Source organism: Hyalangium versicolor (assembly GCF_020103695.1).
GTDB lineage: Bacteria > Myxococcota > Myxococcia > Myxococcales > Myxococcaceae > Hyalangium > Hyalangium versicolor.
The window spans coordinates 193,855-209,794 of record NZ_JAHXBF010000007.1; the positions used below are offsets into that span (position 1 = coordinate 193,855).

Consider the following 15,940-nt stretch of genomic DNA (forward strand, 5'->3'; position numbering starts at 1 on the left):
GACATCCTGCATTCAACTTTCTCAATTCACCGTGAACTCGCGCGAGTACCCCGTATAGGGGCGGATAAGCCCATCCCAGCCCGACTTCCAGTCGCCGTCATGCCGGATGCGATAGGTGCCGGGCGTCGCGGTGGAGGGGATCTTCCACTCGATCGTCACGTGCGAGCACGCCAGCGTGGGCACGCAATTGTTGCGCTCCCAAAGATATTTGGTCTCCCAGTCCCAGTCGTACGCCACCGTCACCCACGAAGAGCCGGACTTGCGCTGCACCTGCAGGAACGAGCCCTGCCTGTGCAGGTTGTTCTTCGGGTGGCCGCCCCAGAACTTCACCGTCACCGTCTGCCCTCGCGTGTACGAGGCGTTGGCGTTCGTCACCACGCTGCCGAAGTCCACCCAGAGCAGCTTGTCGTCGAACACCACGCCCGTCTGCAGCGTCGTCTGCTCGTTGCGCAGATCCCGAGGCGTGGGGCCCGCCGGCACCGAGGTGCCATCGCGCAGCGCCGCCGCCAGCTTCTCCGTCTCCTGCTGCACCGCGCCCAGTGTCCACGGCCCGAAGTGCGTCGAGGCGCCCTCGTAGTCCTGCTTCGCGTACTCCTCGCGCGTGGCCAGGTAGCCCGCGTACGCGTTGGAGAGCCCCGCGATGACCACCTGGTCCACGCCGATAGGAGCCAGCTGCGTCAGCACGGCCTGGCGCAGCCGCCGGCCCGACATCGTCGTCATCTCGAAGGGCACCGCCACCAGCGCCAGGTTCCCCAGCGTCACCACCTGCAGCGGCAACACCTCGGGCGTCCACGGGTACGGCGTCATGCTCCCCATCTCCAGCACGATGGGCTTCTCGCCCTGGCAGGGCTTGGTCGTCACCGCGCAGGTGAAGGCGCTCCACAAGTCGTGGATCTGCGCGCAGCTTGCGCCCTCGCTGCCGTAGCCCGGTCCGTCCTCGGCACCTGCGAGCATCGAGATGCCAATGGCCGCCGTGCACGTGGTGCGCGCCGTGCCCCCTCCGTACTGCGGTGCCACCTGCACCGCGTCCATCTTCACGTGCGTGTGCCGGTAGTCCACCGCGCCCGTGAGCAGCGTGGATGCACCATCATAGAGGGACTTCGCCAGAGTGTACTGCTTGCTGCCGGAGAGCTCCGTGCTCTCGATGTCGTTGGCGCCGCCGCCGTTGGTGCCGCCGTAGATGTTGGGCGTCACGTCTCCCTCGTTGCTCTGGGCGAAGGCGGCCACGAACGTCTTGGAGGCCAGGTAGTCCGCCCCCTTGGCCTTCTCGAAGAGGTAGGAGGCGTAACCCTTGTTGTCTCCGCTGATGAGCCGGTTGTCGTTGCCCATGGACGTGCCGTGCACGGCGAACCAGTTGAGCTCACCCACCTCTGTTCCATCCGTGCCCTGCATCCGCAGCAACGTCATCTTCTTGTCCGTGTCGTAGGCGAACTGGCTGCGCTCGGTGGCGGGGTTGAGCTGGTACGCCTCCGGTGAACGGTTGGTGCTCGTGTTGAGCAGGTCCCCCGAGTTGATGCGGATGGAGCCGGGCACCAGGTTGGTGTGCGCCCGGACGATGGCCTGGACGATGCCGTCCACGATGGCCTCGAAGTTCTGCTGGTCGTAACCGAGGATCGTCAGGTTGTAGAGCGCGTAGTGCGAGAAGCCTCCCGGCCCGCTGTGCGTGTGCGTGGCGCTCAGCAGCACGTTCGCGTCCGAGTAGACCGTGCCGTAGCGCGCCTGCAGCCGCTCCACCACCTGCTGCTTCACGCCCTGGAAGATCTGCCCCAGGTCCGCGCTGACGAACGCCACGCGCTTGCCGTTACACGGCGAGGCGATGACGAAGGCCCGCGCGCGCAGCCGCTGGTGGATGCCCGCCGTCTTCTGGTCCACCATCGCGTAGCCCATCATCCCCAGCTCCGCCGCCGGGCCGGTGATGTCGTAGATGCCCGAGCCCACCTGGAAGGACGTGTTGCCCGCGCATGGGCCCGTCAGTCCGGCTTGCTGTGTGGCAACACTGTCCGGAGGCTCGCCCTCCGGGAACTCCGAAGAACAGGCCCCCAGAGTGAGGACCAGGACTCCCAGGAGCGCGACACGAGACGTTCTCTGCATGTTCATCCCCCCACCGCGAATCGCGGCAGTCGAAGCGCGGAGAAACCGTGCTTAGCACGGCAGCGAAAGGTGCAAGAACAAACGAGAGATCGGAATCGACTCCCGGCGACCGCTAGGATGGGTCCTGGATGCCCCGTGCACGTCTCGCGCCGCTCGAACTCGATGAGGAGGCGCTCGTTCATCAGTTCCCGGAGATCGACCGGCGCGCCCTGGGGGCCTTCTATACCCCCGCGCCGCTGGTGGAACGCACGCTGAGACTCGCGCTCACGCACCTGCAGGACGGGCCCCTCACCGTGGTGGACCCAGCCTGCGGCGCGGGCGCCTTCCTTGCCGCCGCGGCACGGATGAGACCGGAAGCCCACCTGTGTGGGCTCGAGCTGCTGCCCGAAGTCGCCCGCCTCTGCCAGGCCCGTGTCCCCAGCGCGGAGGTGCACGTGGGTGACGCGCTGCGTGGTGGGCTGGCACCCCTGCTGGCGCGTATTCCCTCGGGCCACCGCGAGCTGTGGGTAGGCAACCCTCCCTACAACGGCACCTCCGCCCTCCTGAAGGATCGTGCGGCCTGGGCCCGCCTTCGCTCGCTCATGCCGCTCGCCCTACCTCGTGGAACGAGCCTGCGCGACGACTTCGCCTTCTTCCTCCTGCTCGCGGCGCACCGGCTCTCCACGCGCCCAGGCGTGCTCGCCTTCATCACCCCCTCCAGCCTGCTCGACGCCTTCCTCTATGCCCCGCTGCGCCAGGCCCTGCTGGGCACGCTGCGGCTCCACGCCGTGGTGGATCTGGGCTCTGGGGCCTTCAGTGGAACCCAGGTGCGCACCTGCATCACGGTCTGGAGTTCCCTCCCCGGCCGCGCCAGGCCTCCCTCATTCGAACGAGAGGGCAAGCACCTCAGCTTCACCCCTGAGGCCCCCGAGTGGCGCCTCGCCCCCACGCCTGGAGAGGCCGCAACGCTCGACTCGCGCTGGAGGGCCCAGGGTGAACCCCTCACCACACTCGTCCCCGTGAGCTTCCCCGGACTGAAGACCCGATTCGATGAGCTGCTCGTCGACGAGGATCCGCAGCGGCTGATCGAGCGCCTGCGCCACTTCGCCCGGACTCCGCCGCGTGGGCTCCCTGCCTTCGCACGAGCCCACGGCATTCCCTCCACGCTCCTCCCCAAACTCCAAGCGCTGAAACACGGGCCCCCCTTGCGCGTGGAGCTGTCCCAGGTGCGCCCCTTCTTCCGCTACGCCGGTGCCCGCCACCGAGGCTCCCTGCCTCCCGAGGCCCGCGCCTACTGCTACCTGGATCGGCGGCTCATCCCTCGGGGCGATCACCGCCTGCGGGGGCCGTATGATCCGCACCTGGGCGCCGTGAAGCTCCTCTTCAACGTGCGCGAGCTTCCGCTCTCAGCGGCCCTGCTCGAAGAGGAAGGTTGCGTCCACGATCACCGCCATGCCCGCTTCGCCCCGCTCCTGGTGCCACAGCGGATCCGCGAGGAGGGGCTCTCCGTGGCTCGCAATGTGCGCTCCGTGGAGGAGTTGGGACCGCTCGTGCCCAACCTCTCCCCCCGAGGGCTTGCCTGGGCCGAGCACCTGGGCGGCCCGCTGCACGTCTTCCACGAGCTCGTCCGCTTCCTCAACGGTCCGGAGGTGCAGGAGCACTGGGCGCCCGTGTTCGGCGCCTCGCGCGTGGTGTCCGTGCCGATACCGCCGCGCTGAGCCTGTTCCCAGCTGCTGTTGAGCCACGAGCAGGAGCGCACTTCCATGCGAGCGGGTGGCTTCAACCGTGGTTAGTGTGCAGCCCGCTGCGCTTCACCTACTCCAACACGAGGCCCCCGAATGAAATCACCTACCCTGCTCGCCGTTGCCACCCTCGCCTTCGCCGCTCCCTCGCTTGCCCAGAAGGCCACTCCCGGAGCCGTCCGCGAGAAGACTGTCGATGCGGCGAAGAAGGATGAGAAGCCGGCGACCCCTCCCCAGGAGGCCAAGCCCTCCGAGACGCTCAAGGCCTCGCTCAAGGATGCCAAGGGCCAGCCGGTGGGCGATGTAACGCTCGAGCAGACGCCCCATGGCGTCCTCATCAAGGGCAGCCTCTCCAACCTGCCCGCGGGCACGCACGCCATCCACATCCACGAGACGGGCAAGTGCGAGGCCCCCGAGTTCAAGACTGCCGGAGGCCACTTCAACCCGAGCAAGAAGACCCACGGCATGCTGTCCCCGGGGGGCAAGCACGAGGGCGATCTGCCCAACCTCGTCGCCGGCCAGGACGGCAAGGTCCAATTCGAGTTCTTCGCCAACGATGGCCTCACCACGCAGTCGTTGCTGGACGCGGACGGCTCGGCGGTCGTCGTGCATGCCAAGGCGGACGACTACAAGACGGATCCGGCCGGTGATGCGGGCGGCCGCATCGCCTGCGGCATCGTCTCCAAGTAGCCACACCGACCAGAACCGGCCAGGCGGCCAAGGGTGGGCCCGAGGCCTGCCCCTCCGCTTGCGCTCCGGGTGCCAGGCCGCAAACAGTCAGGAGAGCACATCCTTGGGGGGAGTGTGCGATGCCAGACGAACTGCTCGAGATTCACCGGTGTCGGCACTTCGTGCTTCGCAGGACGACGAGGGATGGAGCCGCGGTCGTGCTCAAGTCCCTCCGCGAGTGGATCCCGTCCCCGCACGCGGCCGCCCTGATGCATCACGAGCATGCCGTGCTGCGCAGGTTGGACGTGCCCGGCGTCGTGCGGCCACTCGCGCTCGAAGGACCGAAGGAGCTCCCGACACTCGTGCTCGAGGACGCCGGAGGCGAGGATGCCGAGCAGCGGCTCCGGGCCGGGCCCTTTCCTCTCGATGCCTTCCTCGATATCGCGCTCGCGCTCGCGGACACCTGCACGCTGATCCACGCCAGGGGTGTCGTCCACAGAGCGCTCTCTCCCGCTCGCGTGGTCCTTGGGAGCGCAGGGAAGGTCACCCTCGTCCACTTCAGTGACGCCTCCACGCTCACCAGCATTCCCGGACCGCTCGACATCGAGTCAGCTCACCGGCTGGCATGGATCTCCCCCGAGCAGACGGGGCGAATGAACCGGCTCGTCGATTGGCGCTCGGACCTCTACTCCCTGGGAGTCACGCTCTACGCGATGCTCGCGGGCGCACCGCCCTTCCGTTCGGCGGATCCCCTCGAACTCATCCACGCGCACCTGGCCCGCCTGCCGGTGTCAGCCTCGATCGTCAACCCGCGCGTGCCACCCCTGCTCTCCGCCATCGTGCAGAAGCTGCTCGCGAAGATGCCGGAGCGGCGCTACCAGAGCGCGGAGTCCCTTGCCTCTGATCTACGCGAGGCACGGCGGCAATGGCTCGCGTCCCGGACCATCGAACCCTTCGAGCTGGGCCGGCTCGACCTCGCCCGGGAACTGCCGCTGCCCAAGCGCCTGTATGGGCGCGAGGACGAGCTCGCCCTCCTCCTCAAGGCCTTCGCCCGCGTCTCGAGCCAGGGCTCCGAGCTCGTACTCGTGGCGGGAGAGGCGGGCGTGGGCAAAACAGCGCTCGTCGAGGCCGTGCGAGACGAGGCCGTCACCCAGGGAGGACGCTTCGTCTCGGGAAAGTTCGACCTGCGCGCGGCCAACGTGCCGTATGCGTCGGTCCTGGAGGCACTCCGCGCCCTGGCCCGCTCGCTCCTGTCCGAGCCCGAGGAACTCCGAGCGCAAGAGCTCCAGCGGATCCGCGAGGCGGTAGGCCTGAGCGGCCGCGTGCTGACGGAGCTCGTCCCAGAGCTGCAAGACATCTTCGGTGACATGCCAGAGGTTCTCCCGCCCAGCCCCGCGGAGCGGGAGACGCGCTTCCACCTCACGCTCCGGGTGTTCGTGAGGGCCGTGGCCGCGAGCCGTCCCCTCGTGATGTTCCTGGATGATCTGCAATGGGCCGACGCGGCGTCCCTGCGAGTCTTGCGCTCGCTCGTCCTGGACGTGGAGAACCGGAACCTGCTGCTGCTCGGTGCGTTCCGCCCTCGGCAGGTCGACTCCGCGCACGCCCTGACGCGCACGCTCGATGAGTTCCAGCGAGTGGGCGCCGCTGTCACGCGGCTGGACCTCGGTCCCCTGAGTCTCGAAGCGCTGGTGGCGCTCCTCGCCGACGTCCTCCGCTGCGAACCGGAGCGAGCAAGACCCCTCGCGGAGTTGATCTCTTCCAAGACCGCTGGCAATCCCTTCTTCATCCAGCAAATCCTGCGCTCACTGCAGCGCGACGGGCTGCTCGTCTTCGAGGAGTCACAGGGCACGTGGACATGGGATCTGCGCCGGCTCGAGCGGGTCGGGATCACCGAGAACGTGGTCGAGCTGATGACGACGGTCATCCGCGGATTGTCCGGGGAGGCGCAACAGCTCCTGCAGATCGCCGCATGCGTTGGCAAGCGCGTGGAACTCTCCTTGCTGGCGGCCGTGTGGGGCAGACCGGTCGACGAGGCCACCACGCGGCTGGGCGAGGCACTGCGAGAGGGGCTGCTCGTTCCCGATGACGCATCCGGCCCCAAGGGTCAGCTCGGCTTCCGCTTCGTCCACGACCGTGTGCAGCATGCAGCGTACACGCTCCTCTCGGAGGACCGGCGCAAGGAGCTCCACCTGAGAATCGGCCGCGCCCTGCTCGGGTCCCGGCGCGACGAAGAGCTCTCGGTGGAGTTGTTCGACATCGCCGACCAGCTCAACCTGGGCGCGGAGCTGCTCACCCAGGATGAGCGGATCGACCTCGCTCGAATGAACCATCGCGCTGGCAACAGGGCCCGGAGCTCCGCGGCCTACGGGCCGGCGCTCGCCTACTTCCGGATGGGGATCCTCCTCCTCCCGCGGGGAGCATGGGAGGCGCACCACGAGCTGGCGTTCTCGCTCCACCGCGACGCGGCCGAGTGCGCCTATTTGACGGGGGATCATCCGCTGTGCGGCACGCTGGTCGAAGAGGGGCTCCGCCATGCCATCTCACTGCTCGAGAAGGCGGAGCTCCATGGCATCCACATCATGAGCGCGACGACCTCGGGAGACTTCAGGACGGCGTTCCAAGGGGGAAGCGAGACCTTGCGAGCCTTGGGCGTGGAGCTGCCCCTGGAGGATCCCGACCGTGCTCTGAAATCGGAGCGCGCGGCCATCCGGACACTGCTCGCGAGTCGCGCCCCGCTAGAGCTGCTCGACGCGCCAGGGGTATCCACCGCCGAGGAAGGAGCCTGCGCGAAGCTGCTCTCGATCATGCTACCGGCGACCTACTTCTTCGAGCCCGGTATCTATGCCCTCGTGACAGCCAGGACCATCCGCTTCGCCCTCGAGCACGGCCAGAGCGTTCATGCCACCACGGCGTATGCCACCTATTCCTTCTTCCTGGCGGTCACGGGCGAACTCGTGGAGGCCGAGGGGTTCATCTGTCTCGCCCTGGCGCTGGCTCGAAAACACGGCGACACCGGGCGTGAGGCCGAAGCCCTCGGCATCCATGCGTACCTCTGTCCGTGGCGACAGCCGCTCGCCTCCTGCGTGGCCGATGCCTCGCATGCCTTCATGCTGGCGTCCCGAACCGGTGAGTTCAGGACCGCCTCCTATGCCCTCTCGCAGGTCTTTCTCACCTCCTTCGCCTCGGGCCGGGAGCTGGATCGGATCCTCGCGGAGCTCGATGAAGGCATGTCGTTCTGCCGCAGGGTCGGCAGCCAGGGGACGCTCCTCTATCTCACCACCTACCGTCAGGCGATTCGCTGCCTCAAGGGGCTCACGCGGGGCCGGAGCTGCTTCGATGATGCCGACTTCGACGAGCAGGCATTCCTCGCCGCCACCCGGAACAACAAGACGACGCAGTACCGGTACAGCATCCTCCGCCTCCAGAGCACGTACCTGTTCCGCGACTTCGCTGCGGCTCGCACCTGGTCCGAGATCCTACACGGCCAGCTCCACCCCCTGGTGGGCTACGTCTACTTCATCGAAGGCACGTTCCTCATGGCGCTGACCCTGCTCGTGCTCTGCGAGGGTGCCAAGACCGAGGAGCGGGCGGAGCTGCTGACCCGCGTGGAGAGCCTGAAACACGGCCTCCAGCAACGAGGGGAGGGCTGTGCCGAGAATACGCGCCACAAGTGCCTCCTCGTGGAGGCGGAGCTCGCCCGGCTGGAGGGACGCTTCCTCGATGCCGCCGGCCTCTACGATGAGGCCATCGAGGCGGCGGCGAAGCTGGGATTCCTTCAGGATGAGGCCCTGGGCAACGAGCTCTGTGGGCGCCTGTACCGCGCGCTCGGCCGGCGCCGCGTCGCGGAGCTCTACCTCCGCTCGGCCATGCAAGGCTGGGCTCGCTGGGGAGCATTGGGCAAGGCCCGCGCTCTCGATGACGAATTCGCCCTGGGTGGAGGACTTCCAGGCCTGGGCGTCCCGGTGGAGAGCGCTCATCGAGTCGCGCTCGATGCACTCAGCCTGCTCAAGGCGGCGGAGACCATCTCGAGCGAGATCGTGCTCACCCGCCTCCTCGGAAAGCTGATGGAAGTCTGCATCCAGGCCGCAGGAGCCGAGCGGGGCGTGCTCGTCTTCGAGGAGGAGGGCGGGCCGTTCGTCCGGGCGATCGCGCGGGCTGGGGAGACCGCGACCACCGAGCGGATCCCCCTCGCCGGAGCGAAGCAGCTCCCTCGCAGGCTCATCGAGCACGTCCGCAGGTCACGGAAGCTCCTCGTCCTCGACGATGCATCCGGGGATCCGGCCTTCGTGTCCGAGCCCTCCCTGGCCCAGGGCCATGTGAAATCGGTCCTCGTGCTCCCCATCCAGCGAAAGGAGTCCCTGCTCGGCACGTTCTTGTTCGAGAACGATCTGACGACCCACGCCTTCACGCAGGAGCGAGTGCGGGTGCTGGAGCTCCTGTCCGCCGAGATCGCCATCGCGCTCGAGAACAGCCTGCTCTTCGAGAAGCTCAAGGTGGAGGTCGAGGAGCGAACGCGTGCGGAGGAAACCGTCCGCTTCCTGGCCAACGTGAGCAAGGTGCTCGCCGAATCGCTCGATTACCCCACGACACTGCGGAGCCTCACGGGGCTCATCGTCCCGACGGTCGCGGAGTGGTGCATCATCGATGTCGTCGAGGAGACGGGGAAGATCCGCCGCGTGGCGTGGAACCACTCAGATCCCACGAAGGCCTGGGTGCTCCGCGCGCTCGAGGAGCGGGCCGCGCCTGACTGGAGCTCACCCCAGCCGTCGGTCCGCGCCATGCTCTCCGGGCAGCCGGTCCTCGTGCCGCAGCTCACCGAGAGCCTGGTCGTCACCCACTCCCGGGATGCCGAGAACGCCCGGCTCGTCCGAGAACTCGCGACGCGCAGCTTCATCGCCGTGCCCCTGATCGCTCGTGGCAGGACACTGGGAGCGATCACCGTGGGCTCCTCCAACGCGCGGCGCGCCTACGGGCCGTCGGATGTCACCTTCGCCGAGGAGCTGGCCCGCCGCGCCGCGATGGCCGTCGACAACGCGCGGCTCTACCAGGAAGCCCAGGAGGGGATCCGCGTCCGCGAGGAGTTCCTCGGAATCGCCGCCCACGAGCTGAAGACCCCGATCACCACGATGAGGTTCACCCTCCAGGCCTTCTTTCGAAGGCACGAGCACCTCCCCGAGCAGCACCTCGGCAAGGTCCTCCGGACGACGGAGAAGCAGCTCGATCGGCTCCTGCATCTGGTCAACGAACTGCTCGAAGTCTCTCGGCTTCACGCGGGGTACCTCGACCTCCAGCGCGAACAGGTCGACCTGTCAGCGGTGGCGCATGAGGTGGTGGAGTACTTCGCCGCGCGCATCGCGCAGAGCGGGTCGCAGGTGGGGCTCCGCGCCCCCGAGCCCGTCGTGGGGATATGGGATCGCAGCAGGCTGGAGCAGGTGGTCGCCAACCTGCTCGACAACGCCCTGAAGTTCGGTGCGGGCAAGCCTGTCACCCTCGCCGTGGCACGCAGGGACGGCATGGCGCGCCTCGTGGTGGAGGATCACGGCATCGGGATTCCGCCCGAGCGTCTGCCCCACGTGTTCGAGCGCTTCGAGCGCGCGGTGTCGACACGGCACTACGGGGGCTTCGGGCTCGGGCTCTACATCGTGCGGAGCATCGTGGAGGCGCTGGGAGGCACGGTCCACGTGAAGACCCAGCCAGATGAGGGCTCGACCTTCACGGTCGAGCTGCCGTGTCACACGTAGCCGAACCGACGACGCAGGAACCATTCGGTGCCCGCCAGCGCCACCAGCACCACCAGGTAGTACCAGCGATCCCACAGGGGCTGATCCTTCGCCCGGCCCACCTCCACCACGGGTGGATCCAGCAGCGGCACCTCCGGCATCGCGCTCTCCTGCAGCAGCCGGTACGCCTTGCCGCCCGTCACCTTGGCGATCTGCTCCATCAGCTCTGGCCGCACCGAGGCGTCCGACAGCTCCGGCCCCACCGCGCGCACCGCCACCGCGTCCTCGCCCTGGCCCAGATCCGTCTCGCCCTTCTTCGCCGTGGCCAGCAGCTTGTACGGGCCCGGCGCCGGAGGCGGGAACTCCAGCCGTACCACGCCGTCCGGCCCCGTCGTCCCCGTCTGCACCGCCACCGGCTTCTGCGTAGCCACCGAGAACAGCTCCACCCGCACCTGCGCGTCCTGCGCCGCCTGGTAGTCCGCCGTCCGCGCCGACACCACCACGCCCACCGGTCTGCCCGGCTCCACCGAGGGCGGATCCGCCGTCACCTTCAGCGTCGTCAGGTCCGGATCCCTCACCAGCCAGCGCAGCGCATTGCTCCAGAAGCGGTCATAGGTCCGGTTCGGCGAGCCGCCCTTGTGCGAGGTGAAGGCCCAGTACCAGCTGCCGTCCGTGGCCACCGTCATCGCCCGGCCCCGCCCGTAGTCCCACACGGCCACCAGCGGCGCGTTCTTCCCGTCCACCAGGTGGAAGGGGTGGTCCACCAGCACCGTGGCCCCCGGCCGCGCCCGCGTCGAGTTGATGCCCGGAATGGCCGGCAGCTCCGCCCACGCCGCCTCCGTGCTCGACACGCCCGTGCCCAGCGCCGTCACCGGATGCCGCAGGCCGTCCGGCGTCAGACGAGCCTTGAAGGGCTCCGGATTGGCCGGCCCCGCAGCTTCCACCGGCAGTGCCTCCATCAGCGTGGGCATCGCCGCGCGGCCCTCGCCCAGCACGCTGTCTCCGCCGATCATCACGATGGCGCCACCGTTGAAGACGTAGCGCTCCAGGTTGCGCTCGTACTCGGTGATGGCCAGCGACGGATCCGCGTACCCGAAGTTCTGGAAGATCACGACGTCGAACGTGTCCAGCTTCGTGTCGAAGATCTCCTCCATGGGGAAAGGGATCAGCGACAGCTCGCGCTCCTGGCTCACCACGCCCGGATCGTCCGACATCGTCCGAAGGATGTAGAAGGACACCATGTCCACGTTCGCGTCCTGGCGCAGCAGGCCTCGCAGGAAGCGCTCGTCCCACGAGGGCCGCCCCACCACCAGCAGCACGCGCACGCGGTCCCGGATCACCTTCAGCGTGAAGGAGCGCGTGTTGTTGTCGCTCACCGCCTCGTCCGGGAAGGTGGGCACCGTAACGGTGTAGACGAAGCGCCCCGTCTGGTCCGGCGTGAACGTGAACGCCACCTGCTGCACGTCATCCGACGAGCCCAGGTGCACCGTCTTGCTCGCCACCGTCTTGCCCTCCTGGCTGAGCACCACGGGGATGTCCTTGCCGGAGAAGCCCCGGCCGTGGATCTCCACCTCCACGGTGAGCGAGTTGCGAACGAAGGCGAAGTCGTCCACCTTCAGCCCCTCCACCGCCAGATCCTTGAGGGCCTCCTGGCCCACCACGAAGGTGGACACCGGCACATTCAGGTCCTTCAGCGCCGAGCGCGCCTTGCCCACCACGCCCGCCGCCAGCTCCGCGTTGTCCGCGCCGTCACTGAAGAGCAGCACCCCGGACAGCTTCCGCGCGCCCTGCGAGCCCGCGCCCACCGAGCGCAGCGCCGAGAGGATGTCCGTGGTGCCCGCCCGCGGCGGCTCGTTCTGCAGCACGGCCGGAGTCACGGGTGCCAGTTCCGGATCGAACCCGTACAATTCCACCGTGAAGCGGTCCTGCATCGCCGCCAGCGCCGGAGCCGCCTTCTCCAGGAAGGTGCCCACCATCGCCGAGCGCGTGGGCCCTCCCGGCTCGCCCGGGAAGCTCATGGAGGCCGAGCGGTCCACCAGCACCGCCACCCGGTTCTTCATCCGCGCCACCTGCAGGTGACGGATGCCGGGCTCCAGCAGGAAGAAGAGCGCGGCCACCCCGGCGCCCACGCGCAGCACCCAGAGCAGCACCTTGCGCAGGCGCGAGGGCTCGCGGCGCACGCCCCAGGCCGCCAGGGCGATGCCCAGCACGAGCCCCACGCCCAACAGGACCATCGCCCACACGGGCAGGGGCGAGAGGCTGACCAGCTTCCAGTCGTTGAAGGGCTGAGAGTTCATCAATCGCGCTCGGCGGGGAGCCAGGCCCCTCGGTCAGCGCCGCTTGTTGAGGATGATGGGCAGGTGGACGGCGTCGTCCTTGTAGTCCAGGCAGAGGGCATACATGCACAGATTGATGCCCATGCGGATGGCTAACTCACGCTGGGGCTCTCCGCCAGGGGAGACATCGAACTCGTAGTCCCCCGCCTCCGTTCTGCTCCAGGCACCCGCCAGATCGTTCTGCGAGTACATCACCGCCGCGCGCTTGCCCAGCATGCAAGCCTGGATGTGCGGCTTGTTGAGCAGCCGACCCGGCGCCGCATCCAGCAGGAAGAAGGACTTGAAGATGACGTGCGTGGAGGGGACCGTCGACAGCGGGCTCTGGGGCAGCACCCGGGCGATCTCCCGACGGAAGCTCTCGTCGAAGCCGTCTCCGTCGCTGCCGTCATTGGCGTCCGCCAGCACGAAGCCGCCGAAGGTGAGGTAGCGCCGCAGGTTCTCCACCTCGGCGCTGCTCAACGGTGGGAACTCGCCCTCCCCGCCGAAGTAGAGGAACGGGTATTCGAAGATCTCCGCGCTGTCGAGCAGGCAGGGCCGGGCCTCGGGGAGCACCTCCACCGAGGTGCGGCGCTGCAGCTCCCAGGCGATGCGGCGCAGGCCGTTGAGGCGCGCGTCCCACCGGCCGCCGTGCTTCACCACGGCGGGGATGAAGCGGCTCTTCTCTCCGAAGGCGGAGGCCTGCCGCGACACCAGGGGCAGCAGCGCGGCGGTGCCGAGCAGGAGGTTTCGACGGGTGACTCGCCGGGCGCTCATAGGAAGGCTCTATATACCGTCGACGCGTCCTTGCATTCCCCGCTATAGAGGCCCCCCATGGCGAAAGGCGGACAGACGCCCCAGGATCCGGCCTCTCCGGAGATGCGCGCCGCCTGGCAGCGGATGGAGGCCGGGGACGTGGCCGGCGCTCGCCGGGAGGCCTCGCGCCTCCTCGCCTCCAACCCCTCCGCCGAGGACAGGGCCCAGGCCGAGGAGCTGCTGAGCCGCACCCGGACGCCGCCCGCCGTGTATGGTTTCGCCGTGCTCGTGCTCGTCATCCTCGGGCTGCTCGTCGCACTGGCACTCTCTCGCTATTAAGGTGGAGCCGTGGAAGCTCTCATCCAGGCGCTCAAGGCGTACCAGACGTACAATCCCCAGGGCTGGGTCGGCATCTACCGCCTGCTCCCCATGTGGGCGGGAATCGTGTGCTGTGCGCTGGGGCTGCTGCTGCTGCTCTTCGGCGGCGGGCGCATCTTCCGGTTCGTGGCCGGTCCCGTGGGCGCGCTCATCGGGCTGATGTGGACTGCCTTCATCGCCGCCAAGCTGGGGTTCACCAACCTGGACCCTCGGCTGCCCACCCTGTTGGGGGCCGTGCTGGCGGTGATGGGCTTCCTGTTCCCTCCGGCCATCGCCTTCCTGGGCGTGGGCGTCCCCCTGGGGCTGCTCGCCGGGCAGATCGCCGGCCAGGAGGACTTCCTGCTGGGCTTCATCCCCACGCTGCTCATCAGTGGGTTGGTGGCCGCCATCATGCACCGGGTGATTGGGGCGGTGGTGTCCTCGGTGGTGGGGGCGTGGATCCTCGTCATCGGCGCCCTGGCGGCGCTGTACCAGTTCGTGGGACTGGTGGCGACGGTGGCCAACCAGCCCTGGGGCGTCATCATCGCCGCGGGCCTGTTCGCCCTGGCCGGCAGCGTGTACCAGATTGCCGTGCGCCCCTCTCCCGAGGAAATGGACCGCATCCGCGCCGAGAAGGAGCGGCTGAAACTGCGCAAGGCCGAGCAGAAGGCACTCGAGCGACGCTGGGGTGTCAAGTAGACCTCCGGACAGGCTTCCGGGCGCCGGTCGGCACGCTTTACCTGACATGCTGCGGCGCGTAGAGTCCGCCGCCCTTTCCCACCTCCAGGGCACACCGACACCGATGGGTCAAGCCAAGCGCAAGGAAAAGGCGAAGGCGAAGAGCCAGGAGCGCGCTCTCGGGAAGAGCGTGGAGGTGGCTCGGGAACAGCCCGTGGAGGCCGCTCCCGGCAAGCCCGCGGAGGGCGATGCCACCGCGTTCACGCCCTGGGTCAAGCCCGAGGGGCTGTCTCCGCGCGGCTGGGCCCTCATCGTGGCCGTCATCCTGGTGGTGCAGTTCCCGCTCATCCACCGCGCGCTGCTCCGCCCGGAGGCCGCGGTCACCGCCCAGGTGCCCTATCAGCAGGACTTCTCGGATCCCGGCGTGGTGGAGCGGGACTTCTCCAGCGTCGGAGGCTTCTGGCGCGTGGTCAACGGCCAGCTCCTGGCGCCCCAGGTGAAGAACAACCCGCTGTGGCTCCAGACGCGGCTGCCGGATGACGTGCTCATCGAGTTCGATGTGCGCTCGGAGTACCCCGAGGGGGATGTCCGGCTGGAGCTGTTCGGCAACGGCATCGATCCGGCCTCCGGCTACGTGCTGGTTCACGGCGGGTGGAACAACTCCCTGTCGGTCATCGCACGCCAGGACCTGAACGCCCCCCCGATGCGCTCGCTCGAACAGAAGGCGCAGCAGGCGGCCCAGAAGCTGGGATTGCCGTCGGCGGACCTGGTCAAATCGGGGGTGTACGAAGCGGACACGAAGGTGCGCGTGGAGTCCAACACCCTGCCCGTGCAGGTGGGCCGCACCTACCACTGGCGCATCGAGCGGCGCGGCACGGTGCTGCGGTGGAGCATCGACGGGCAGCCCTTCCTCGAGCTCAACGATCCGTTCCCGCTCAAGGGCTCGGGACATGACCGGATGGGCCTGTCCGGCTTCGAGTCGCAGATCTTCTTCGACAACCTGCGCGTGCTGCCGCTGGATGGCTCGGTTCCCCTCCCGGCGATTCCCGCAGCGCCTCCTCCCCCGCCCCCCGGGCCCTTCGCGGACACTTTCGATCGCGCCACGCTGGGCGATGCCTGGAACGTCACCAACCCGTCCGCCGTGACGCTGGAGAACGGGGCGCTCACGTTGCAGATGACGCACAACCGTCCGGTGTGGCTCAAGCAGCCCATTCCCACCAACGCCACCATCGAGTTCGACGCCTGGACGGACAATCCCCAGGGGGACATCAAGGTGGAGGCGTGGGGCGACGGCCGCGCCTTCTACTCGGGGGATCTGCGGATGCAGTACACGGCGACGGGGTACGTCTTCATCTTCGGTGGCTGGCGCAACACCCAGTCCGTCATCGCCCGGCAGACCGAGCACACGCCTGACCGGGCCGTCCGGGACGGCAAGGCCGTGGAGCCCGGAAAGCACTACCACTTCACCATCACCCGCCGTGGCGCCACCATTGAGTGGAGCATTGACGGCCAGCCCTTCCTCTCCCTGCGGGATGCATCTCCGCTCGAAGGCCCGCGCAACCAGTACTTCGGGTTCTCGGGTTGGGAGACGAAGGTCTACTTCGACAACTTGAAGATCCAGCCGCTGTAGTCCGCG

9 protein-coding genes are annotated in these 15,940 nt (G+C 68.3%); 6 read left to right on the plus strand and 3 right to left on the minus strand.

The window, feature by feature from the left end; all coding sequences use genetic code 11:
• Window positions 1-21: 21 nt before the first annotated feature.
• Window positions 22-2,091: a neutral/alkaline ceramidase gene (locus KY501_RS16570; RefSeq protein WP_224364091.1), complete on the minus strand. Its 2,070-nt coding sequence runs from the start codon at window positions 2,089-2,091 to the stop codon at window positions 22-24.
• Window positions 2,092-2,219: 128 nt separating this feature from the next.
• On the opposite strand from KY501_RS16570, the gene KY501_RS16575 reads away from it, so the two are divergent.
• The 3 genes from KY501_RS16575 to KY501_RS16585 all read left to right on the plus strand — a co-directional run bounded on the left by KY501_RS16575 (window position 2,220) and on the right by KY501_RS16585 (window position 10,222).
• Complete coding sequence (locus KY501_RS16575) at window positions 2,220-3,788, plus strand: N-6 DNA methylase (RefSeq protein WP_224364093.1); 1,569 nt, start codon at window positions 2,220-2,222, stop codon at window positions 3,786-3,788.
• A 120-nt stretch (window positions 3,789-3,908) separates the two neighbouring features.
• Window positions 3,909-4,502 (plus strand): superoxide dismutase family protein, encoded by a 594-nt coding sequence (locus KY501_RS16580; protein WP_224364095.1) that lies wholly within the window; start codon window positions 3,909-3,911, stop codon window positions 4,500-4,502.
• A 119-nt stretch (window positions 4,503-4,621) separates the two neighbouring features.
• Window positions 4,622-10,222, plus strand: coding sequence for a sensor histidine kinase (locus KY501_RS16585; RefSeq protein WP_224364097.1), 5,601 nt, complete (start codon window positions 4,622-4,624; stop codon window positions 10,220-10,222).
• Here KY501_RS16585 and KY501_RS16590 read toward each other — a convergent pair.
• On the minus strand, window positions 10,213-12,498 hold the full coding sequence (locus KY501_RS16590) for a glutamine amidotransferase (protein ID WP_224364099.1): 2,286 nt from the start codon (window positions 12,496-12,498) through the stop codon (window positions 10,213-10,215). The two genes, KY501_RS16585 and KY501_RS16590, sit on opposite strands and share 10 nt — an antisense overlap.
• A 33-nt stretch (window positions 12,499-12,531) precedes the next feature.
• Window positions 12,532-13,290, minus strand: a complete 759-nt coding sequence (locus KY501_RS16595) for a DUF4159 domain-containing protein (RefSeq protein ID WP_224364100.1) — start codon at window positions 13,288-13,290, stop codon at window positions 12,532-12,534.
• Window positions 13,291-13,347: 57 nt separating this feature from the next.
• On the opposite strand from KY501_RS16595, the gene KY501_RS16600 reads away from it, so the two are divergent.
• The 3 genes from KY501_RS16600 to KY501_RS16610 all read left to right on the plus strand — a co-directional run bounded on the left by KY501_RS16600 (window position 13,348) and on the right by KY501_RS16610 (window position 15,934).
• Window positions 13,348-13,608 carry a molecular chaperone DnaJ gene (locus KY501_RS16600; RefSeq protein WP_224364101.1) on the plus strand — a complete coding sequence of 87 codons (261 nt, stop codon included), beginning with the start codon at window positions 13,348-13,350 and terminating at the stop codon, window positions 13,606-13,608.
• Window positions 13,609-13,617: 9 nt separating this feature from the next.
• Window positions 13,618-14,325: a hypothetical protein gene (locus KY501_RS16605; protein ID WP_224364102.1), complete on the plus strand. Its 708-nt coding sequence runs from the start codon at window positions 13,618-13,620 to the stop codon at window positions 14,323-14,325.
• Window positions 14,326-14,428: 103 nt separating this feature from the next.
• Window positions 14,429-15,934, plus strand: a complete 1,506-nt coding sequence (locus KY501_RS16610) for a DUF6250 domain-containing protein (RefSeq protein WP_224364103.1) — start codon at window positions 14,429-14,431, stop codon at window positions 15,932-15,934.
• Window positions 15,935-15,940: the final 6 nt, after the last annotated feature.